The sequence below is a fragment of the Pedococcus sp. P2_E5 genome, from assembly GCF_056403895.1.
In genome coordinates, this window is the sequence record NZ_JBFUEP010000033.1 from 1 (window position 1) to 20,540 (window position 20,540).

Genomic DNA, 20,540 nt, shown 5'->3' on the forward strand with positions numbered 1-20,540 from the left:
GGGCCGACCCCCTCGGGTCGTTCACTGAGTCGAGCCGAGGGCTCAGTCCAGGCCGAGCTCGGCGTCGTCGAGGCGGATGGCCTCGCCGGAGCCGGGACCGAACACCGGGTAGTCGTACTCGTAGCTGGGCATCGAGTACATCGCTGCCTTGGCCTCTTCCGTGGCCTCGACCTTGACGTTCCGGTAGCGCGGGAGACCCGTGCCGGCCGGGATGAGCTTTCCGAGGATGACGTTCTCCTTCAGACCCAGCAGCGGGTCCGACTTGGCGTTCATCGCGGCCTCGGTCAGCACGCGGGTCGTCTCCTGGAAGGAGGCGGCCGAGAGCCAGGAGTCGGTGGCCAGCGACGCCTTGGTGATACCCATGAGCTCGGGGCGACCCGAGGCCGGGCGGCCACCTTCGGCGACGACGCGACGGTTCTCGGTCTCGAACCGACCACGCTCGGCCAGCTCACCGGGGAGCAGGTCGGCATCGGCGGACTCGATGATCGTGATCCGGCGCAGCATCTGGCGGACGATGACCTCGATGTGCTTGTCGTGGATCGACACACCCTGCTGGCGGTAGACGTGCTGCACCTCGTCGACGAGGTGCATCTGGACCGCCCGCGGGCCGAGGATGCGAAGGACCTGCTTGGGGTCGATCGAACCCTGCGTCATGCGGTGCCCGACCTCGACATGGTCGCCATCGGCGATCAGCAGACGCGCGCGCTTGCTCACCGGGTAGGCGTGCTCCTCGGAGCCGTCGTCCGGCGTGAGCATGATGCGACGGGTCTTGTCGGTGTCCTCGATGGAGACCCGACCGGACGCCTCGGCGATCGGGGCGACACCCTTGGGGGTGCGCGCCTCGAACAGCTCCACGACACGGGGCAGACCCTGCGTGATGTCGTCACCAGCCACACCACCGGTGTGGAAGGTACGCATCGTCAGCTGGGTGCCGGGCTCACCGATGGACTGGGCCGCGATGATGCCGACGGCCTCGCCGATGTCCACGAGCTTGCCGGTCGCGAGCGACCGGCCGTAGCAGGCGGCGCAGGTGCCGACGTGGGACTCACAGGTGAGCACCGAGCGGACCTTGACCTGCTCGACGCCAGCGGCGACGAGCGCGTCGATGACCACGTCACCGAGGTCGATACCGGCCTCGGCCAGGACGGAACCGTCCTTCTCGACGTCGGCAGCGAGCGTGCGAGCGTAGACCGAGGTCTCGACGTCGTCGTGCTCGACCAGCGCGCCGGAGGCGGTCTTCTGCGCGATCGGCATGGTCAGGCCACGCTCGGTCCCACAGTCGTCCTCGCGGATGATGACGTCCTGCGACACGTCCACCAGACGACGGGTCAGGTAACCCGAGTCGGCGGTACGCAGCGCGGTGTCGGCAAGACCCTTACGGGAACCGTGCGTGGAGATGAAGAACTCGAGCACGGACAGGCCCTCGCGGAAGTTCGCGCGGATCGGTCGCGGGATGATGTCGCCCTTCGGGTTGGACACCAGACCACGCATACCGGCGATCTGCCGCAGCTGCATCCAGTTACCACGCGCACCCGAGGACACCATCTTGTAGATGGTGTTGGTCTTCGGGAGGTTGGCCTCCATCTCCTTGGCGACCTCGTTGGTGGCCTGGGTCCAGATCTCGATGAGCTCCTGGCGGCGCTCGTCGTCGGTGATCAGACCACGCTCGTACTGCACCTGGACCTTGGTGGCCTTGACCTCGTAGCCCTCGAGGATCTCGAGCTTGCGCGGCGGGGTCACGACGTCGGAGATGGCCACCGTGGTGCCCGAGCGGGTCGCCCAGTGGAAGCCGTACTCCTTGAGCGCGTCGAGGCTGGCAGCAACCTGCACCTTGGTGTAGCGCTCGGCCAGGTCGTTGACGATGGTCGACAGACGCTTTTTGTCGACGACCGCGTCCACGAACGGGTAGTCCACCGGCAGCGTCTGGTTGAACAGCGCGCGACCGAGGCTGGTCTCGACCGTGAGCGAGGCCACCTGGCCCTGCTCGTTCACCTCGACACCCTCGGCGAGCTCCGTGCCGGGGATCGGCACGACGTCGAGCAGGCGGATCTTGACGATGCTGCCGAGCTCGAGCTCGCCGGCGTCGAACGCCATCCGGGCCTCGGAGACCGACGAGAACGCACGGCCGGAGCCCTTGCCGTTCTCCACCTCGGAGGTGAGGTGGTACAGCCCGATGATCATGTCCTGGGTGGGCATGGTCACCGGACGGCCGTCGGCCGGCTTGAGGATGTTGTTGCTCGAGAGCATGAGGATGCGGGCCTCGGCCTGCGCCTCCGTGCTCAGCGGCACGTGCACAGCCATCTGGTCACCGTCGAAGTCGGCGTTGAAGGCCGAGCAGACGAGCGGGTGGATCTGGATGGCCTTGCCCTCGACGAGCTGCGGCTCGAAGGCCTGGATGCCGAGGCGGTGCAGGGTGGGCGCGCGGTTGAGCAGCACGGGGTGCTCGGTGATGACCTCTTCGAGGACGTCCCACACGACCGGACGGGCGCGCTCGACCATGCGCTTGGCCGACTTGATGTTCTGCGCGTGGTCGAGGTCGACCAGGCGCTTCATCACGAACGGCTTGAACAGCTCGAGCGCCATCTGCTTGGGCAGGCCGCACTGGTGCAGCTTGAGCTGCGGGCCGACCACGATGACCGAACGGCCGGAGTAGTCGACGCGCTTGCCGAGCAGGTTCTGGCGGAACCGTCCCTGCTTGCCCTTGAGCATGTCGGACAGCGACTTGAGCGGGCGGTTGCCGGGGCCCGTGACAGGGCGACCACGACGGCCGTTGTCGAAGAGGCTGTCCACAGCCTCCTGGAGCATCCGCTTCTCGTTGTTGACGATGATCTCCGGCGCACCGAGGTCGAGCAGACGCTTGAGTCGGTTGTTGCGGTTGATCACGCGACGGTAGAGGTCGTTGAGGTCAGAGGTCGCGAAGCGGCCACCGTCGAGCTGCACCATCGGGCGCAGGTCCGGCGGGATGACCGGGACGGCGTCGAGGACCATGCCGGACGGCTTGTTCGTCGTCGCCTGGAAAGCGGTGACGACCTTGAGCCGCTTGAGGGCACGGGTCTTCTTCTGGCCCTTGCCGGTGGCGATGATCTCGCGCAGCAGCTCGGACTCGGCCTGGAGGTCGAAGTCCTGCAGGCGCTTCTGGATCGCCGCGGCGCCCATGCCACCCTCGAAGTACAGACCGAAGCGGTCACGCATCTCGCGGTAGAGGATCTCGTCGCCCTCGAGGTCCTGGACCTTGAGGTTCTTGAACCGGTCCCAGACCTGCTCGATGCGCTCGATCTGCATGTCGGCGCGCTTGCGGATCTGGTTCATCTCGCGCTCGGCGGACTCGCGCACCTTGCGGCGGGCGTCAGCCTTGGCACCTTCGGCCTCGAGCTCGGCGATGTCGGACTCGAGCCGCTTGGCGCGGGTGTCGACCTCGGAGTCCCGCTTGTTCTGGTACTCCTTCTTCTCCACCTCGATCTGCGCCTCGAGCGAGGGCAGGTCCTTGTGACGCTGCTCCTCGTCGACCGACGTGATCATGTAGGCCGCGAAGTAGATGACCTTCTCGAGGTCCTTCGGGGCGAGGTCGAGCAGGTAGCCAAGACGCGACGGGACGCCCTTGAAGTACCAGATGTGGGTGACGGGGGCGGCGAGCTCGATGTGGCCCATCCGCTCACGACGCACCTTGGCGCGAGTGACCTCGACGCCGCAGCGCTCACAGATGATGCCCTTGAAGCGGACCCGCTTGTACTTGCCGCAGTTGCACTCCCAGTCCCGGGTGGGGCCGAAGATGCGCTCGCAGAACAGGCCCTCCTTCTCGGGCTTGAGCGTGCGGTAGTTGATCGTCTCGGGCTTCTTCACCTCGCCGTGGCTCCACTGACGGATGTCGTCAGCAGTGGCCAGGCCGATGCGCAGTTCGTCAAAGAAGTTGACGTCGAGCACGTGGTTCCTTCTTCCGTCTAGCTAAATCTGGGGTGTGGTCGTGAGGAGGGGAGGTATGCCGCGTGGTCACCGTGGCGGTGAGCACGCGGCATACCGTCAGACCTCTTCGACCGAACTGGGCTCGCGCCGGGACAGGTCGATGCCGAGCTCCTCCGCCGCGCGGAAGACGTCCTCGTCGGACTCCTTCAGCTCGATGGAGGTGCCCTCGCTGTTGAGCACCTCGACGTTCAGGCACAGCGACTGCATCTCCTTGATGAGCACCTTGAAGGACTCGGGGATGCCGGGCTCCGGGATGTTGTCGCCCTTGACGATCGCCTCGTAGACCTTCACGCGGCCCTGGACGTCGTCGGACTTGATCGTGAGCAGCTCCTGCAGCGCGTAGGCGGCGCCGTAGGCCTCGAGTGCCCACACCTCCATCTCACCGAAGCGCTGGCCACCGAACTGAGCCTTACCACCCAGCGGCTGCTGCGTGATCATGCTGTAGGGGCCGGTGCTGCGGGCGTGGATCTTGTCGTCCACGAGGTGGTGCAGCTTGAGGATGTACATGTAGCCCACGGACACCGGCTCGGGGAACGGCTCGCCGGAGCGACCGTCGAAGAGCCGGGACTTGCCGGAGCCGTCGATGAGCCGCACGTCGTCGCGGGTCTTGGTCGTGGAGTCGAGCAGACCCACGATCTCGTCCTCACGCACACCGTCGAACACCGGCGAGGCGACACGCGTGCCGGCCGGGGCCGAACGGGCGTCCTCGGGGATGAGCTTGGCCCAGTCGGGGTTGCCCGCGATCTCCCAACCGCGGGAGGCGGCCCAGCCGAGGTGCAGCTCGAGGATCTGACCGACGTTCATACGACCGGGGACACCGAGCGGGTTGAGCACGACATCCACGGGGGTGCCGTCCTCGAGGAACGGCATGTCCTCGACGGGCAGGATCTTGGAGATGACGCCCTTGTTGCCGTGACGGCCGGCGAGCTTGTCACCATCGGTGATCTTGCGCTTGTTGGCGACGTAGACGCGGACGAGCTGGTTGACGCCCGGGGGCAGGTCGTCGCCTTCGTCCTTGTCGAACACCTTGACGCCGATGACCGTGCCGGTCTCGCCGTGGGGCACCTTGAGCGACGTGTCGCGGACCTCGCGAGCCTTCTCACCGAAGATGGCGCGCAGCAGGCGCTCCTCCGGCGTCAGCTCGGTCTCACCCTTGGGCGTGACCTTGCCGACGAGCAGGTCGCCGTCGCGGACCTCGGCGCCGATGCGGATGATGCCGCGCTCGTCGAGGTCGGCCAGGACCTCCTCGGAGACGTTCGGGATGTCCCGCGTGATCTCCTCCGGCCCGAGCTTGGTGTCACGGGCGTCGACCTCGTGCTCCTCGATGTGGATCGAGGAGAGGACGTCGTCCTGCACCAGGCGCTGGCTGAGGATGATCGCGTCCTCGTAGTTGTGGCCCTCCCACGGCATGAACGCCACGAGCAGGTTGCGGCCCAGCGCCATCTCGCCACCGTCGGTCGCGGGACCGTCGGCGATGACGCCACCGGTCTCGACCCGGTCGCCCTCGTTGACGACGACGACCTGGTTGTAGGACGTGCCCTGGTTGGAGCGCGCGAACTTGGCGATCCGGTAGGTGCGCGTCGAGCCGTCGTCACCGGCAACGGTGACGAGGTCGGCGGACACCTCGGTGACCACCCCAGCGGTCTCGGCCCGGACGACGTCGCCCGAGTCGAGGGCGGCGCGGTACTCCATGCCGGTGCCGACCAGCGGCGCCTCGGACTTGACCAAGGGCACCGCCTGACGCTGCATGTTGGAACCCATGAGCGCACGGTTGGCGTCGTCGTGCTCGAGGAACGGGATCAGCGCGGTCGCGGCCGACACCATCTGGCGCGGGGAGACGTCCATGTAGTCGACGTCGGCACCGGGGATGTAGTCGATCTCGCCACCCTTGGTGCGCACCAGGACGCGGTCCTCGGTGAACAGGCCCTCGGCGTTGATGACGGCGTTGGCCTGCGCGATGACGTGGCGGTCCTCCTCGTCGGCGGACAGGTAGTCCACCTTGTCGGTGACCTTGCCCTTGACGACCTTGCGGTAGGGCGTCTCGATGAAGCCGAACGGGTTGATCCGTCCGTAGGAGGCGAGCGAGCCGATCAGGCCGATGTTCGGGCCCTCAGGGGTCTCGATCGGGCACATGCGGCCGTAGTGCGACGGGTGGACGTCACGGACCTCCATGCCGGCGCGGTCACGAGACAGACCACCCGGGCCGAGGGCCGACAGACGCCGCTTGTGCGTCAGGCCCGCGAGCGGGTTGTTCTGGTCCATGAACTGCGACAGCTGGGAGGTGCCGAAGAACTCCTTGATCGACGCCACCACGGGGCGGATGTTGATCAGGGTCTGCGGGGTGATCGCCTCGACGTCCTGCGTGGTCATGCGCTCGCGGAYGACGCGCTCCATGCGGGACAGCCCGGTGCGGACCTGGTTCTGGATGAGCTCGCCCACGTTGCGCAGGCGACGGTTGCCGAAGTGGTCGATGTCGTCGACCTCGACCGGCACCTCGTCGCCGTTCTTGCCGGCGAGCGTCGACTCACCGGCGTGCAGCGAGACGATGTACTTGATGGTCGCGACGATGTCGTCGACCGACAGCACCGAGGCGCTGAGCTCGGCGGCGACGCCGAGCTTGCGGTCGATCTTGTAGCGGCCGACCTTGGCCAGGTCGTAGCGCTTGGGGTTGAAGTAGAGGTTGTCCAGCAGGGTCTGGGCAGCCTCGCGGGTCGGCGGTTCGCCCGGGCGCAGCTTGCGGTAGATGTCGAGCAGCGCGTCGTCCTGGCCGGCCGTGTGGTCCTTCTCCAGGGTGAGGCGCATCGACTCGAACTCGCCGAACTCCTCGAGGATGTCGGCCTCGGTCATGCCCAGGGCCTTGAGGAGGACGGTGACCGACTGCTTGCGCTTGCGGTCGACGCGGACGCCCACCATGTCGCGCTTGTCGATCTCGAACTCCAGCCAGGCACCGCGGCTCGGGATGACCTTGGCGGTGTAGATGTCCTTGTCGGACGTCTTGTCCGGCGTGCGCTCGAAGTAGACGCCCGGGCTGCGGACCAGCTGCGAGACGACGACACGCTCGGTGCCGTTGATCACGAAGGTGCCGCGCTCGGTCATGAGCGGGAAGTCACCCATGAAGACCGTCTGGCTCTTGATCTCGCCAGTCGTGGTGTTCATGAACTCCGCGGTGACGAACAGGGGCGCGGAGTAGGTCTGGTCGCGCTCCTTGCAGTCCTCGATGGAGTACTTGACCTCCTCGAAGCGGTGGTCGCGGAACGACAGCGACATGGAGCCGCTGAAGTCCTCGATCGGGGAGATCTCCTCGAAGATCTCCTCGAGGCCGGAGCGATCCGGCACATCCCCGCGGCCAGCGGCCTTGGCCTCTGCAACGCGGGCTTGCCAGCGCTCGTTACCGAGCAACCAGTCGAAGCTTTCCGTTTGCAGCGCCAGGAGGTCGGGGACCTCGAGGGGTTCGCGGATCTTTGCGAACGACAGACGGCCTGAAACCGTCCGTGCGGTGGACACAGTCTGAGTCGCGTTGCGCGAGGCAGCCAAGGAGGGGTCCTTCCACGGGCCTTGTCTTAAATCTGATGGTTCGAAACCGGTGCAGCGCCGACCGCCGGTACGACCACGCAGGAGACAGGGCCACGAATTCGTGCCGCAGGGCACGACGAAAGGCTGAGGTCTGAGGCGGGATCGAAGAAAGAGGGCAGCGCAAAGGAAGAGCATACACGAAAGAGGGCAGCCTCGTCCAACCGTGTCCAGCGGGCTCGCGCCACGACCGTTGACGGGGGTCAGGCCCGGGCCACAAGCCGCGGGCTGATCCGACGCAGACGAGAATGACGCGCGAAACCCCCCACGTCAAGACATTCGCCCCGTGTGGCGCCGAACGACCTGCGGCGACGCACCCGAACAGGGGATGCATCGCCGCAGGTCAGGCACGATCCGCGAGGCGTCGTCGCCATACATCGCGGAGCCGCTGGAAGGCCGCTGGAACGCCGCTGGAAGGGCCCTAGAAGGCCGCGACCTTGCTGATCAGCCAGCGGTCGCCGACCTTGGACATCGTCGCGATGACGCGGTTCTGGTCGACCACGGGGTCCTGCTGGTCGGTGCCGATGCGGGCCTGGTTGACGAACGCCAGCACGGTGACGGTCGTGGGCGAGGAGCTCATCACCCCGACGTCGGACACCTTGGCCTGCACGACGGTCTGGTTCTTGACCGCGAGCGGCTTGATGTCCTTGTCCATCGCGGCCGTGAACTCGCCCTTGAACGACCCGGTGAGCAGGCCCTCGATCTGCGCCGCCTGGGCGTCGATCGTCTTGTAGTTGTAGCTGAGCATCTGCTCGATGGACGTGCGGGCCTGGCTGGCGGCTGCCCGGTTCGTCGCCGCCTGGGCGCTCGAGTCGTGCAGGCTGACGCCCACGACCGTCCCGAGCACCGCCAGCACGGCGACGAGGGCCGCGAGCGGCGCGATCCAGCGTCGCCGGCCGCCAGTGGCAGCTGCGGACGTCGAGGTATGCCGCGTGGGCAGGCTGGGGAGCCGGAGGCGGCTTCGCAGCGAGCGCAGTCGCTCGGCCGGTTCGGTGGTGGGTGCGACCACCTGGTTGTCGCGGGGCAGCGGGGTGGTGCGCGCACGAGAGCGCTCACCAGCCACCCGGGGACGGGGCTTCACCTTTGTCTCAACCGACGAACTCAAGGTTCTCCACCTTCCACTCGTCGCCGACCAGGCGCAGGTCGAGCCGCATCCGGTAGGTCTTGGTCTCGCCGTTCGGAACGGCGGTGTTCCTGGTCGGGGCGACCACGCCCACGAGCGCGACGGCGGAGTCCTCGTCACCGGAGACCAGGGCGGCCTCGGTGCGCTGCACCGAGGAGACCGTCTTGTTGGCGACGAGGACCTTGCTGAGCTGGTCGGCCGAGGTCGAGTAGCTCTTGAGGAAGTCCCCGGTGGCCCCGGCCTTCACCCGGGCCATGTCCGCGTCGACCTTGGTGTAGTCGACCGTGACGAAGTTGATGGCCAGCTGCTTGGCAGCCGCCACGGCGGCCGCGTTGGCCGCCTCGGTCTGCCGCGCGGCATACCAGTCGCGTCCGCGGGTGGCCCCGAGGGCGAGGCTCGCGACGAGCGCGATGGCGACCACGACCCACACCATGGTGGGGGTGATGCGCAGTGACCTGGCCCGGTCACGGGTCGTCTGGTGATCTGTGTCGGCAGCGAGCGGGTCGGGGTGCGACACGCCTTCGTCTGCCTCCACCGCCCTCCCGGCGTGGGTGGTGATGGTGCTCATCGAGCAGCCTCCTTCATGATCCACAACCACGAGGCCTCGCCGCTCTCACCTCCGGACGGAGGAAGTGGCACCGATACCTGTGGTGTTGTCATGCCCAACGAGGCAGCCATGCCCGGGGATACGGGTTGGTCGCCGAAAGCGAACGGCACGGTGGAGTTCGTGCCCGAGTTCGGTCCCGGAGCGTTCTGGGCGCCGCGCACGCTGGTGGCCGACCCGCGGGGGGCCGTGCACCGGGCCGCCGTGTTCGCCCTGGCGTTGCTGGTCTGGGCCGGCGAGCGACGGGCGGTGCCCTGGTAGCCCTGCGTGCAGACCGGCGGGTCGTGCGCCATGGCCAGCCCGAAGTGGGCGGTGCCGTCGCCGGGGACGACCGTGAAGCCGCCGGCGACGACGTCGGGGTAGGTCACGAGGAGCTGCTGGATCCCGTCGACCCGGGCCGTGGTCACCTGGCCGACGGTGATCAGGTTGGCCAGCAGCGCCGCGAGGCTGCCCTGGTTGTCCCGGATCAGCGTCTCGAGCTCCTTGGACGCGATGACGCCGCGGTCGAGGATCAGCCGCAGGTCGCCGTCGGACGCCTTCAGGGTCTCGGACAGGTCGGCGAAGTTCTTGGCGAAGACCTTGATCTCCCCGGAGGTGTCGCGCTGGGTGTCGAGCACGATGCGACCGTCGTCGATCAGCTTGATCGTCTCGGGCAGCGCCTCGGTGGCCGACCTGGTCAGCTCGTCGCCGCTGTCGATCAGTCGCTGGAGGTCCTCTCCCCCGTCGGCGAACCCCTTGCCGAGCTCGTCGACGACGGTGCGCAGGTCCTGCTTGTCGACCGAGTTGACCGTCTGGTCGAGGTCGAGGAGGAGCGTGTCGACGCGCAGCGGGAAGGCCGTGTCCTTGCGCGCGATCGTGTCGCCGTTCTTCAGCGAGGCGCCCTTGTCGCTGCGCGGCTGGAAGTCGAGGTACTGCTCGCCGACCGCGGAGCGGTTCTCGACGACCACCTTCGTGTCCTTCGGAATCACTACTCCCCGTTGGATCTTCGCGTCGACGACCACGCCGTCCTTGGACAGCCTCAGGTTGTCGACCCGCCCCACGGTGACGCCGCGGTAGGTGACCTCGGAGCCGACGAAGATGCCGCCGGACTGCTCGAAGTCGGCCGAGACGTGGTACTGCCCGCCGGCGACGCGGTCGTAGAGCCCGACGTAGCGGGCCGAGAGCACCGAGACGGTGACGAGGGTGATGAGCAGGAACGCGAGGAGCTGGACCTTGACCGAGCGGCGGATCATGCCGCACCTCCGTAGAGCGAGCGCCACGAGTCGTCAGAGCCCGACGAGCCGGACTGCTGGTCGCGGGCACCGACGCAGATGACGCCGGGGACGCACGCGCCCGAGGTGGAGCTGCCGCCCGGGGTGATCGGCACGCCCGGGACACTGACCGAGGGCGTCGGCAGCGGCAGGCTGGGCAGGCCGGTGGGAGTGCCCGTCGGGCCGCCGGTGGGCGGAGTCGTCGGGAGCCCCAGGTTGCCGGCGAGGTTCGCGAAGTTGAGGTCCAGGTCGGCGGACATGTTGGTGTAGTCGCCCTTCATAGCCCCGGTCGTCGCGTCCGAGAAGGGGTAGGTCAGCAGCAGCTGCAGCGACTTCGGCAGGTTGTCCCCGGCCTTGGTGAGCTGCGCCAGGATGGGGGCGAGGGCCTTGAGGTTGGCGGCGGTGTCGGCCTTGCTCTGCTGGATGACCTGGGTGCCGACCGCGCCGAGCCGGCTGAGCGCCTGGAGCATCTGCACGAGCTGCTGCCGCTGGTCCGCGAGCACCTTGAGGCCGGCGGGCAGCGCCTCGAGGGCCTTGGCGATGTCGTCCTTCTGGGCCGCCAGCTTGCCGGCGAGCGCGTCGATGTTGTCGATGGCGCGGACGATCTCCGACTTCTGGCTGTCCAGCCCGCCGATGAAGGTGTCGAGCTGCTTGATGACGTCCTTGATCTGCGCCTGGTTGCCCCGCGCCGCGTTGTTGAGCTCGGTCTCGATGATCTTGAGCTGGGCGACACCACCACCGTTGAGCAGCAGCGACATCGCGCTGAGCACCTCCTCGACCTCGGGGTTGCGGCCGGTGCGGGCGAGGGGGATGTTGTCGCCGTCGCCGAGCCGACCCTCGGCGGCCGCGCCGCTCGGTGCGGACAGCTGGACGTACTTCTCGCCCAGCAGGGAGGTCTGCTTGAGCTCCGCCACGGCGTTGTCAGGCAGCTTGACGTTCTTCGGCAGGCGCAGCGTCACCCTGGCCGTCCAGCCGTTGAGCTCGATCTTCTCGACCGAACCCACCGTCACCTGGTCGACCTTGACCGACGACTGCGGGACGAGGTCCAGGACGTCGGCGAACTCGGCCGTCACGCGGAAGATGTCACCGCGGTTCGCCGCACCGCCGGGCAGCGGCAGGTCGAACGCGCCCTGGCAGCCGGAGACCCCGAGGACCACTGCGCCCACGACGAGGCCGGACAGGAGGCGCCGGCCACGCGGCATACCCGTGGTCTGTGGCTCGGTGGTGAGTGGCTTGGTGGTGAGTTTCTGGTGGCCGTTCATCGGGACCCTCCCAGGAGGCCGCCCAGGGTCGGGTCGGCACCGCGCATCTTCACGACGGTCCCGCCCTCGCCGGGCTTGGTGGTCGCGGTCGAGGAGCCCGTCGGCGACGTGGCGGCCTGCGACTGGGGCAGCGCGGACAGGAGGTCGACTGGCAGCTTCACGCCTTGTCCTTCGAGCTGGTCGAGCAGCGCCTGGATCGGCTTGAGCGCCCCGCTGACGGTCTTGCACAACGAGTCCGGCTGACCGCCCTGGACGATGAGGGAGCACAGCATGTTCTGCAGGGTGAGGTTCTCGTTGACGTTGGCCCGGGTGTCGAGCGTGCCCGTGTCGGGGTTGTAGGCGTTCTGGAGATTGCTGATCGCCACCGGCGCGTTGGTGAGGGTCTCGGCGAGGGCGTCCCGTTGCTGCGCCACCGTGCCGGTCACCGACGCGAGCTGCTTGAGGTTGGTGGTCAGGCCCGCCCGGTTGTCGTGGACGAACGAGCTGACCTCGCTCAACGCGACCGCGAGGTTCTTGAGGGCTGCGGCGAGGTCGTCTCGCTCCCCGTCGAGCTGCTGCGAGACGCTGGCGAGGTCGCTGTTGAGCCGGCGCACCTGGCTGTCGTTGGTGGCGAGCATGGTCGTGAAGGTCTGGAGGTTCTTCACGGTGCCGAACAGGTCGTTGCGACCACCGGACAGGGCCTCGAGCGCCAGGCTGAGGTCGCGGTTGGTGTCGTGCAGCTTCTGGCCCTGGCCACCGAGGTTCTTGGCACCGGTGTCGAGCACGTCGGCGAAGGCGCCGTCCTTGTTGGCACCGGTCGGGCCGAGGGCCACGAGCAGGTCGTCCAGGCTCGAGGAGATGCGGTCCAGCTCGACGGGGACCGCGGTGCGGTCCAGACCGATCTGGGCGTTGTCCTTCATGACCGGACCTGCGGTGTATGCCGGGAGCAGCTGCACGTAGCGGTCGCTCACCAGGGAGGGGGCCACGACCGCGGCCTTGGCGTCCGCCGGCACCTTGTACTTGTGGTCGAACTCGAACTTGACCTCGACCTTGTCGCCCTTGGGAGTCACCTCGGTGACCTTGCCGACCTGGACGCCGAGGATGCGCACGTCGGACCCGGGGAACAGGCCGACGGCGCGGCTGAACTCACCGGTCACGTGGATGCTGTCCTGCCGGGGCCAGAAGGCGTAGGCGCCGGCGACCAGGGCGACCACGACGAGCGCGGTGATGATCTTGGGGATCAGGCCGAGCCGGGGCGTGGCGGGCAGCGAGGGCAGCCGCAGGGCAGGCAGCCGCAGAGCGGGCAGGCGCTTCATCAGTTGCCTCCCGGGGAGACGGGGGTCGTGAGGTTCTGGATGTAGGTGTCGAACCACCGGCCGTTGCCGAGCACGTTGGCGAACAGGCGCGTGAACGGGCCCATCGCGGCGATCGTGTCCCCGAGGTCCTTCTCGTGCTTCTGCAGCACCGCGAGGACCTTGGTGAGCTGGTCGAGGGCGGGCTTGAGCTCCGCGCGGTTGTCACGGACCAGCCCGGTGATCTGCAGCGCCATCGCGGAGGTGTTGGTGAAGAGCGTGTGGATGGCGTCGCGACGAGCGTTGAGCTCGACCATCAGGAGGTCGGCGTTCCTGATGATCGACTCCACGGCCTTGTTGCGTTCGGCGACGGTGCCCGAGACGCTGTTGGCCGAGGCGAGCAACCGCTTCAGCTCGTCGTCGCGTGAGGCGATGGTGTTGGACAACCTGCTGAGGCCGTCCAGGGCCGCCTTGACGTCGGGCGGGCTGTCCTTGAACTCGGTCGCGAGGGTGGTCAGCGACTTCGCCAGCATGTCGGTGTCGATCTCCTCGGACGTCGTCGCGAGGTCCGTGAACGCGTTGACGATGTCGTAGGACGAGACGGTCCGCTCCAGCGGGATCTCGCTGTCCTCCTTCAGCTGACCGCCACCGGCCGGCTCGAGGGCGAGGAACTTCGAACCCAGCAACGTCCTCATCCGCACGCTGGCACCGGTGCGGGTGCCGAAGGCTGCTGGTTCGGTGACCTTGAAGTCGACGATCACGTGGTTGCCCGCGAGGTCGACCTTCTCCACCTTGCCCACCTTGACCCCGGCGATGCGTACGTCGTCGCCCTTGATCAGGCCACCCGCCTCGCTGAAGGCCGCGCGGTAGTGGTCGCCGCCCCCGATGAACGGGATGCTCTGGACGTTGAAAGCGAGGAACAGCACCAGGGCGATGGACGCCAGGCCGGCAGCGCCGATCGGGACGGGGTTGCGCTCGCGGAAGGGGATGCTCATGAGCACCTCGCTGCGGAGAGCCCGGCCGGCTTGTCGACCGGGATCTTGATGGCCGGGGCGCCCTTGGTCGGCGACGGCACGACGATCGTCCCGCTGAAGTCGCACATGTAGAAGTTGAACCAGGAGCCGTAGGTCGCGGTCCGCGTGATCGTGTTGATCTTGCCCGGCGAGGTCGACAGGAACTTCTCGAACACGGCGGTGTTGGACGGCTTGTTGAGGTTGGTGGCGAGCCCGCGCAGGTTGCTGATGTCCGCCTTGATCGCGGGGCGGGTGACCTTCAGCAGGTCCGCCGTCTCGGCCGTCAGCGAGTTGATGTTGGTCAAGGAGGCACCGATCGTCGTGCGGTCGGCGGCCAGGCCGGAGATGAAGCGCTGGAGCTGGTCGATCAGCTGCTTGAGCGCGGAGTCGTGGGCGTCCACGGTGCCGAGCACCGCGTTGAGGTTGGAGATGGTCCGTCCGATGACCTCGTCGCGGTCCGCGAGGGTCGAGGTCAACGAGGCCGTCTTGGACAGCAGCGAGTTGATGTTGCCGCCCTCGCCCTGCAGGACGCTGATGATGTTGCCCGACAGCTCGTTGACGTCCTTGGGCGACAGGGCGGCGAACAACGGCTTGAAGCCGTTGAACAGCACCGTGAGGTCCAGCGCGGACTGGGTGTGGTCCAGTCCGATCGTGGCCCCGTCCTTCAGCGGCGTGGCACTGCCGACGTCCTGGGTGAGCGCGATGTAGCGCTCACCGATGAGGTTGCGGTACTTGATGGTGGCCTTGGTCCCCTGCGTGAGGACGCTGGTCTTCAGCACGTTGAACTCGACGTCCGCGTGCACGCGGTCGCTGGCCACCTTGATCGACCTCACCTCACCCACGCGCACTCCGGCGATCCGCACTTCCTGACCCGGAGCGAGGCCGGTCACGTCGTTGAACATGCCGCGATAGGTCGCCTTGTCACCGAACTGGGTGTTGGAGATGGTGGCCGCGAGGGTGCCCGTCGCGAGGAGGGTCGCCACCACGAAGACGAGGAACTTCACCAGGCTGGATCGGGTGTTCATCGCTGGTTCACCACCGTTCCACGCAGCATCGGCCCYGCGAGGAGGGTCGTGATGGCCGAGGGGCGACCGTCGCGCGAGAGGAGGGCCGCCACGACGTTCTGCTCCTGCTCGGTGCCGGCCAGACCTGAGTCGGCCTCGGCGATGCCTTGCCCGGACAGACCCGAGAACATCGAGGGCAGCGCGCTGCCGGCCGCCCCGGAGCCGGAGCGGTTGGTGCCGTCGTTGAAGTGGTTGCCCCTCCACGGGTTCGCCTGGGTGCCAACACGATTGGGCAGCCCCTGGCAGTTCGGCGCACGGCGCTCGCCCCAGCGTGGTTCCTCGCCGGGGTGGTAGCCCGGGCGCTGCTGGGTGACCTCCACGGTGATGTGGAAGGTCTTGTCCCGCCAGGCCTCGTCGATCCGCGGCAGCCAGTTGACCATCGCGGTGGCGACACAGGGGTACTGCGGTGAGTACTTCGCGAGCACCTCGACCGTCGGTCGCTGCACCCGACCCACCTGGATGATGCGCTGGCCGTTGGCGTCCAGGAAGTCCGCCGTCGTGTTGGCAAAACCCGCCGTCCCGGCCAGGAAGCCGGCCAGCTCGTCCTTCTTGGCCACGATCGTCGTGCTCGTGGTGATCAACGCGGTGGCCGCGCGCACGAGATCCGGCGCCGCCACGGCATACGTGCTCGCCAGGTCGGCCAGCCCACTGATGTCCGCCTTGATCACGGGCAGCTTGGGGTTGATCTGCTTGAAGTAGGTGTCGACCAGGACGAGGTTCTGGCCGAGGCGGGTTCCCCGCCCGTCCAGCGCCGACGCCAGGGCGTTCAACGTCATGGCCAGCTTCTCCGGCTGCACGGTGCGCAGCAACGGCAGCAGGTCGTCGAAGACCTTCTCGAGCTCGATCGCCACCGATGTGCGGTCCTGGCCGATGGTGTCGCCCTTGGCGATGTGCCGCCCGACCACGCCGTCAGTCGGGGTCACCAGGTCGACGTACCGCTCACCGAACAAGGTCTTGGGCAGCAGCCGCGCCGACACGTTGGCCGGGATCAGGTCGACCATCTCCGGCTTCAGCGCCAGCTTGAGCGTGGCGCCGTTGCCGGTGGTCTCGATCGAGCGCACCTCACCGACGATCAACCCACGGATCTTGACGTCGGACGCCGTCTGCAGCTGCGACCCGATCCGGTCGGTCATCAGGTTGACCATCACCACGGGGGTGAACCGTTTCTGGAAGGAGGCGACCGACAGACCGATGAGCAGGCCCACGACCACGATGAAGCCGACCCCGTAGGCACGGTTGCCCAGGCGCGACATGAAGCCGTTCGATGTCTCAGCCATGCGTCAGCCCGCGATCCTTACGGTGGTCGTGGCGCCCCACACCGCCAGTGAGAAGAAGAAGTCCACGATGTTGATGGCGACGATGGAGGTCCGCACGGCCTTGCCGACGGCCACGCCCACGCCGGCCGGACCGCCGGACGCGTTGTAGCCGTAGTAGCAGTGGATGAGGATGATCACGACCGCGAACACCATCACCTTGAGGAACGAGAACAGGACGTCGATCGGCGGCAGGAACAGGTGGAAGTAGTGGTCGTAGGTGCCGGCCGACTGCCCGAAGTACTGCACGACGATGAACCGGGTCGCGCCGTAGGACGAGAGCAGGCCGAGCACGTAGAGCGGGACGACGGCCACGAAGCCCGCGATCATCCGGGTCGTGACGAGGAACGGCAGCGACGGGATCCCCATGACCTCGAGCGCGTCGACCTCCTCGGAGATGCGCATCGCGCCGAGCTGGGCGGTGAAGCCACACCCGACCGTGGCGGCGAGCGCCAGGCCTGCCACCAGCGGCGCGATCTCACGGGTGTTGAGGTAGGCCGAGACGAAGCCGGTGAGGGCGCCCGTGCCGAGCTGGTTGAGCGAGGAGTAGCCCTGGAGGCCGACCTGGCTGCCGGTGAAGAAGGCGAGGAAGGCGATGACCCCCACGGTGCCTGCGATGACGGCCAGGGCTCCCGAGCCGAGGGAGACCTCAGCGAGGAGGCGCAGGATCTCCTTCTTGTAGCGGCGCAGGGTGCGCGGGCTCCAGGCGAGCGAGCGGACGTAGAACCGCATCTGCTCACCGAGGCTGTCGAGCGCCTCGACGGGTCGACCCGCGAGGTCAAGGACTTTGCTCACTGGGGCTGCACCTCCTTCAGATCTTCTGGGGGACGACTTGGAAGTACACGGCGCTGGCGACGAAGTTCACGACGAACAGGAACATGAAGGTGATGACCACGCTCTGGTTGACGGCGTCGCCGACTCCCTTGGGACCGCCGCCGGCCGTGAGGCCCTTGTACGAGGCGACGACCGCGGCGATGAAGCCGAAGATGAGCGCCTTGATCTCGCTGGTCCACAGGTCAGCCAGCTGGGCCAGCGCGGTGAACGAGGCGATGTAGGCGCCAGGGGTCCCGCCCTGGATGATGACGTTGAAGAAGTAGCCACCCGCGACGCCGACGACCGAGACGAGGCCGTTGAGCAGGAGCGCCACGACCATGGCCGCGAGCACCCGAGGGACGACAAGGCGCGCGATGGGGCTGATCCCGAGGACCTCCATCGCGTCGATCTCCTCGCGGATCTTGCGCGAGCCGAGGTCTGCGCAGATCGCCGACCCGCCGGCACCGGCGATGAGGAGGGCGGTGACGATGGGCGACGCCTCACGGATGACGGCGAGCACCGAGGCGGCGCCGGTGAAGGACTGGGCGCCGAGCTGGCGGGTCAGCGTGCCGAGCTGGAGGGCGATGACCGCACCGAAGGGGATGGAGACCAGGGCCGTCGGGACGATCGTCACCGAGGCGATGAACCAGCACTGCTGGATGAACTCCTTGGTCTGGAACGGTCGCTTCGGCAGCGACCGCATGACGTCGAGGACGAGCGCGAAGAGCGACCCGCTCTGGCGCAGCGCACCGATGGCTGGATTGCTCATTCAGACCGCCGCCTCGGCAGCCCGCGGCGGCTCGGTGGGCTGGTTGGGCTGGTTGGGCTCGGTGGGCTGGATGGGCTCGGAGTGGCGGACACCGGGCACTCCGGCGTTCTGCGACTGGAACGACCCGGGCGGCGGCGTGATGCCGTTCGCGCGGCACCAGTCCCCAGCCTGACGCTCGCCGCGGCGGGGGGTGCCGTCGCTGGTGCCGAGCTGGAGCGGGATGGGCGGCAGCGGGGGCAGCTCCTGGCCGATCTCGGAGGCCAGCTCGTCGGCGTCCTTCTCCTCGGACATGCCGATCGGGCCGATGGTCTGGGCGTTGAGGAACTGGCGCACGACCGGCTCCTCCGAGCTCAGCAGCATCTCGCGGGGCCCGAACATCGCCAGGTGACGGTGGTAGAGCAGCCCGATGTTGTCGGGCACGGTCCGCGTGGAGTTGATGTCGTGGGTGACGATGAGGAAGGTCGCGTCGATCTGCGCGTTGAGGTCGATGAACAGCTGGTTGATGTAGGACGTGCGGACCGGGTCCAGACCGGAGTCCGGCTCGTCGATCAGCAGGATCTCGGGGTCCAGCACCAGCGCGCGGGCCAGACCGGCGCGCTTGCGCATCCCACCGGAGATCTCGCCGGGCAGCTTGGCCTCGGCGCCTGTCAGTCCGACCAGGTCCATCTTCTCGAGGACGATGCTGCGGATGTCCGACTCGGACTTCTTGGTGTGCTCGCGCAGGGGGAACGCCACGTTGTCGTAGAGGTTCATCGAGCCGAACAGCGCGCCGTCCTGGAACAGCACCCCGAACAGCTTGCGGACCTCGTACAGCTCGCGTTCGCGCATCTGGGTCAGGTCGCGGTCCTGGATCCAGATCGAGCCCGCGTCGGGCTTGAGCAGGCCGACCAGGGTCTTGAGGAAGACCGACTTGCCGGTACCCGACGGCCCCAGCATCACGGAGATCTCCCCCGCGGGAAGGGTCAGCGAGACGTCGTTCCAGATCACCTGCGACCCAAATCGCTTGGTCAGGCCTTCGACCCTGATCTCAACGCCCACAGCTCCACCTCGTCGTGAATGTCCACGCCCGCCATTGAGGCAGGCCCCGGTTCGCATGGCTCAACGAGGCGGGGACGGTGAAGTTACGGCCCGGTATGCCGTGCGGCCCCCTCCCGGGCGTGCCCCGAGATGCCGGCCGCGCGGCATACCCCGCTCCTGGCATCCCGCCGGGATGAGGCGCGGGGACGCGAAAGCGGGCCCGACCGTGTGGTCGGGCCCGCTCTGCGCAGTGCGTTGCTTCCGTGAGGAAGCTCAGGTCACTTGAGGGTGACGGTGGCGCCGGCGGCCTCGAGGGCCTCCTTGGCCTTGTCGGCCGCAGCCTTGTCAACCTTCTCGAGAACGGGCTTGGGGGCGCCGTCCACGAGGTCCTTGGCTTCCTTCAGGCCGAGGGAGGTCAGCGCGCGGACCTCCTTGATGACCTGGATCTTCTTGTCGCCAGCAGCCTCGAGGACGACGTCGAACTCGTCCTGCTCCTCGACCTCAGCGGCGCCGCCGCCGGCCGGGGCGCCGGCCGCAGCAACGGCCACGGGGGCGGCAGCGGTGACGTTGAAGGTGTCCTCGAACTGCTTCACGAACTCAGAGAGCTCGATGAGGGTCATTTCCTTGAAAGCCTCAAGGAGCTCGTCGGTGGAGAGCTTCGCCATGATGGGCGTCCTTTCTAATTCTTGGTATGCCGTGAGTGGCGTTTTGGTGTGTGAGCCGGGTCCCGGAGGACTCAGCTCTCGTCGCCACCCTCGGCGACGTCTGCGGTTGCCTCGGCCACGGGGGCGTCGGCGGGGGTCTCCTCAGCAACATCAACTGCGGGTGCCTCGGCGGTGGTGTCGTCAACCTCGGCCTCGGCAGCGGGAGCGGCGGCAGCTGCCACCGGACCCTCGGCCTCGACCTTGGCACGCAGTGCGTCGACGACCCGAGCGGTCTGCGACAGCGGTGCGGCGAAGAGGTAGACAGCCTGGCTGAGCGACGCCTGAAGGGCACCGGCCAGCTTGGCCAGGAGAACCTCGCGGGACTCGAGGTCCGCAAGCTTCGTGATCTCCGCGGGAGTCAGGGCCTTGCCGTCGAGGACGCCGCCCTTGATCACGAGGAGGGGGTTCGCCTTGGCGAAGTCACGCAGGCCCTTTGCGGCCTCGACCGGGTCACCATCGACGAACGCGATGGCGGACGGTCCCACGAGCTGGCCGTCGAACGCGGTGACGCCGGCGTCCTTGGCAGCAAGCTCGGTGAGCGTGTTCTTCACGACGGCGAAGGTGGCGTTTCCGCGCAGCGAGTTGCGAAGATCGGTGATCTGCTTCACCGTCAGTCCGCGGTACTCGGTCAGCACGGCCGCGCCGGAGTTGCGGAACTTGTCCGACAGCTCGGCGATGGCGGCAGCCTTGTCAGCCTTGGCCATGGGGCCTCCCTTCCGTGTGTTCGACCGTCCGGAGCTGGAGGCCACATGGGAAGAGCCCCATGCACAGGGCACGGGGCTCGCACGCGGACAGGCTCTGGGAGCA

Annotated in this window: 15 protein-coding genes; all 15 read right to left on the reverse strand. The window is 67.7% G+C overall.

Annotated elements, in window-relative coordinates:
• Positions 1-42: 42 nt before the first annotated feature.
• Complete coding sequence (locus AC1DVZ_RS12520) at positions 43-3,921, reverse strand: DNA-directed RNA polymerase subunit beta' (protein WP_477618527.1); 3,879 nt, start codon at positions 3,919-3,921, stop codon at positions 43-45.
• Between the two features lie 96 nt (positions 3,922-4,017).
• Positions 4,018-7,494, reverse strand: a complete 3,477-nt coding sequence (rpoB, locus tag AC1DVZ_RS12525; protein WP_477618528.1) for a DNA-directed RNA polymerase subunit beta — start codon at positions 7,492-7,494, stop codon at positions 4,018-4,020.
• Between the two features lie 457 nt (positions 7,495-7,951).
• Positions 7,952-8,611, reverse strand: a complete 660-nt coding sequence (locus tag AC1DVZ_RS12530) for a hypothetical protein (RefSeq protein ID WP_477618529.1) — start codon at positions 8,609-8,611, stop codon at positions 7,952-7,954.
• Positions 8,612-8,618: 7 nt separating this feature from the next.
• Positions 8,619-9,221: a hypothetical protein gene (locus tag AC1DVZ_RS12535; RefSeq protein ID WP_477618530.1), complete on the reverse strand. Its 603-nt coding sequence runs from the start codon at positions 9,219-9,221 to the stop codon at positions 8,619-8,621.
• Positions 9,218-10,489, reverse strand: coding sequence for an MlaD family protein (locus AC1DVZ_RS12540; protein WP_477618531.1), 1,272 nt, complete (start codon positions 10,487-10,489; stop codon positions 9,218-9,220). Before AC1DVZ_RS12540 ends, AC1DVZ_RS12535 begins: the two co-directional genes overlap by 4 nt.
• Positions 10,486-11,769, reverse strand: a complete 1,284-nt coding sequence (locus AC1DVZ_RS12545; protein ID WP_477618532.1) for an MCE family protein — start codon at positions 11,767-11,769, stop codon at positions 10,486-10,488. The genes AC1DVZ_RS12540 and AC1DVZ_RS12545 overlap by 4 nt, the downstream gene beginning before the upstream one ends.
• Positions 11,766-13,064, reverse strand: a complete 1,299-nt coding sequence (locus AC1DVZ_RS12550) for an MCE family protein (RefSeq protein WP_477618533.1) — start codon at positions 13,062-13,064, stop codon at positions 11,766-11,768. The genes AC1DVZ_RS12545 and AC1DVZ_RS12550 overlap by 4 nt, the downstream gene beginning before the upstream one ends.
• On the reverse strand, positions 13,064-14,035 hold the full coding sequence (locus AC1DVZ_RS12555) for an MCE family protein (RefSeq protein ID WP_477618534.1): 972 nt from the start codon (positions 14,033-14,035) through the stop codon (positions 13,064-13,066). The genes AC1DVZ_RS12550 and AC1DVZ_RS12555 overlap by 1 nt, the downstream gene beginning before the upstream one ends.
• Positions 14,032-15,078, reverse strand: coding sequence for an MCE family protein (locus AC1DVZ_RS12560; RefSeq protein WP_477618535.1), 1,047 nt, complete (start codon positions 15,076-15,078; stop codon positions 14,032-14,034). The genes AC1DVZ_RS12555 and AC1DVZ_RS12560 overlap by 4 nt, the downstream gene beginning before the upstream one ends.
• Positions 15,075-16,394, reverse strand: coding sequence for an MCE family protein (locus AC1DVZ_RS12565; protein ID WP_477618536.1), 1,320 nt, complete (start codon positions 16,392-16,394; stop codon positions 15,075-15,077). Before AC1DVZ_RS12565 ends, AC1DVZ_RS12560 begins: the two co-directional genes overlap by 4 nt.
• 3 nt (positions 16,395-16,397) lie before the next feature.
• A complete protein-coding gene (locus AC1DVZ_RS12570) occupies positions 16,398-17,225 on the reverse strand; it encodes an MlaE family ABC transporter permease (RefSeq protein ID WP_477618537.1) in 828 nt (275 codons plus the stop codon).
• Between the two features lie 16 nt (positions 17,226-17,241).
• Positions 17,242-18,012 carry an MlaE family ABC transporter permease gene (locus tag AC1DVZ_RS12575; RefSeq protein ID WP_477618538.1) on the reverse strand — a complete coding sequence of 257 codons (771 nt, stop codon included), beginning with the start codon at positions 18,010-18,012 and terminating at the stop codon, positions 17,242-17,244.
• Positions 18,013-19,050, reverse strand: a complete 1,038-nt coding sequence (locus AC1DVZ_RS12580) for an ABC transporter ATP-binding protein (RefSeq protein ID WP_477618539.1) — start codon at positions 19,048-19,050, stop codon at positions 18,013-18,015.
• Between the two features lie 257 nt (positions 19,051-19,307).
• Positions 19,308-19,694 carry a 50S ribosomal protein L7/L12 gene (rplL, locus tag AC1DVZ_RS12585; RefSeq protein WP_477618540.1) on the reverse strand — a complete coding sequence of 129 codons (387 nt, stop codon included), beginning with the start codon at positions 19,692-19,694 and terminating at the stop codon, positions 19,308-19,310.
• 71 nt (positions 19,695-19,765) lie between these two features.
• On the reverse strand, positions 19,766-20,437 hold the full coding sequence (rplJ, locus tag AC1DVZ_RS12590) for a 50S ribosomal protein L10 (protein ID WP_477618541.1): 672 nt from the start codon (positions 20,435-20,437) through the stop codon (positions 19,766-19,768).
• Between the last annotated feature and the right edge of the window lie 103 nt (positions 20,438-20,540).

What these genes read in the sequence shown, in the direction of transcription:
- AC1DVZ_RS12535 (WP_477618530.1), bottom strand. Translation starts at nt 9,221, where the DNA reads ATGAGCACCATCACCACCCACGCCGGGAGGGCGGTGGAGGCAGACGAA.
- AC1DVZ_RS12540 (WP_477618531.1), bottom strand. Translation starts at nt 10,489, where the DNA reads ATGATCCGCCGCTCGGTCAAGGTCCAGCTCCTCGCGTTCCTGCTCATC.
- AC1DVZ_RS12545 (WP_477618532.1), bottom strand. Translation starts at nt 11,769, where the DNA reads ATGAACGGCCACCAGAAACTCACCACCAAGCCACTCACCACCGAGCCA.
- AC1DVZ_RS12550 (WP_477618533.1), bottom strand. Translation starts at nt 13,064, where the DNA reads ATGAAGCGCCTGCCCGCTCTGCGGCTGCCTGCCCTGCGGCTGCCCTCG.
- AC1DVZ_RS12555 (WP_477618534.1), bottom strand. Translation starts at nt 14,035, where the DNA reads ATGAGCATCCCCTTCCGCGAGCGCAACCCCGTCCCGATCGGCGCTGCC.
- AC1DVZ_RS12560 (WP_477618535.1), bottom strand. Translation starts at nt 15,078, where the DNA reads ATGAACACCCGATCCAGCCTGGTGAAGTTCCTCGTCTTCGTGGTGGCG.
- AC1DVZ_RS12575 (WP_477618538.1), bottom strand. Translation starts at nt 18,012, where the DNA reads ATGAGCAATCCAGCCATCGGTGCGCTGCGCCAGAGCGGGTCGCTCTTC.
- rplL (WP_477618540.1), bottom strand. Translation starts at nt 19,694, where the DNA reads ATGGCGAAGCTCTCCACCGACGAGCTCCTTGAGGCTTTCAAGGAAATG.
- rplJ (WP_477618541.1), bottom strand. Translation starts at nt 20,437, where the DNA reads ATGGCCAAGGCTGACAAGGCTGCCGCCATCGCCGAGCTGTCGGACAAG.